Genomic DNA, 670 nt, shown 5'->3' with positions numbered 1-670 from the left:
CAGCTTCAAACAGCGCTCAGCAATCGTTTCTTTGACTCACTCAACGAGCTTACAACAGCGATTGACACCGCTCTTGAACAACTCTCTATTCCAAAAGTGAGTAACTATTTCTAACATCTACTATATATCCTTATACACCTATTATTACTTAGCGGAGTGTCCACTCTGATTTCGGCACTCATAGATGCATCATGAAAGACATCGAAATTGACTCAAACGAAAAATCGGAATACGAGTGCTTTTCGTGTGGCAAGATCGTGATCGCTGAAAATCGCCCCAGTCAATGTCCTGACTGTGCTGGTGAAATGCGAAATCGACAGGTTTCTGTTGAATAACGATGGTATCACAATCCAACCACTCACAAAGCGAAGAGGGAGCAGTAGCAAAATCCGCTGAGACGGAGATTGAATCAGCCTTGGAGACCGCTCGTCGCCAATTGCAACATGCTGCTGATCACCTCGATATCAATTCGAATGTGGTTGACCGCCTCAAACATCCAAAGAAGGTTCACGAAGTTACGGTCCCGATCGAACGTGATGACGGGACAGTAGAGGTTTTCACCGGCTATCGGGCTCAACACGATAGTGTCCGCGGTCCGTACAAGGGCGGGCTGCGGTATCATCCCGAGGTTACCAGAGACGAATGTGTGGGCCTCGGGATGTGGATGACT

General features: G+C 47.6%; 2 protein-coding genes and 1 pseudogene. All 3 read left to right on the top strand.

What is annotated here, in order from left to right:
* A pseudogene (locus tag ACFQE9_RS15070) lies at positions 1–114 on the top strand (IS630 family transposase); the annotation flags it as partial.
* Between the two features lie 77 nt (positions 115–191).
* Positions 192–335, top strand: a complete 144-nt coding sequence (locus ACFQE9_RS15065) for a rubrerythrin-like domain-containing protein (RefSeq protein WP_379746577.1) — start codon at positions 192–194, stop codon at positions 333–335.
* The coding region (locus tag ACFQE9_RS15060) for a Glu/Leu/Phe/Val dehydrogenase dimerization domain-containing protein (RefSeq protein WP_379746579.1) at positions 332–670 on the top strand (339 nt) is incomplete at its 3' end. The genes ACFQE9_RS15065 and ACFQE9_RS15060, both read left to right, overlap by 4 nt.

The sequence above is a fragment of the Halopenitus salinus genome (genome assembly GCF_042662125.1).
GTDB lineage: Archaea > Halobacteriota > Halobacteria > Halobacteriales > Haloferacaceae > Halopenitus > Halopenitus salinus.
Note: the sequence above shows the minus strand (reverse complement) of the source record. Positions and strands in the feature narration are given on the sequence as shown.

Excerpts from the sequence above, each read along its gene's own strand:
- ACFQE9_RS15065 (WP_379746577.1), top strand. The coding sequence starts at position 192 with ATGAAAGACATCGAAATTGACTCAAACGAAAAATCGGAATACGAGTGC.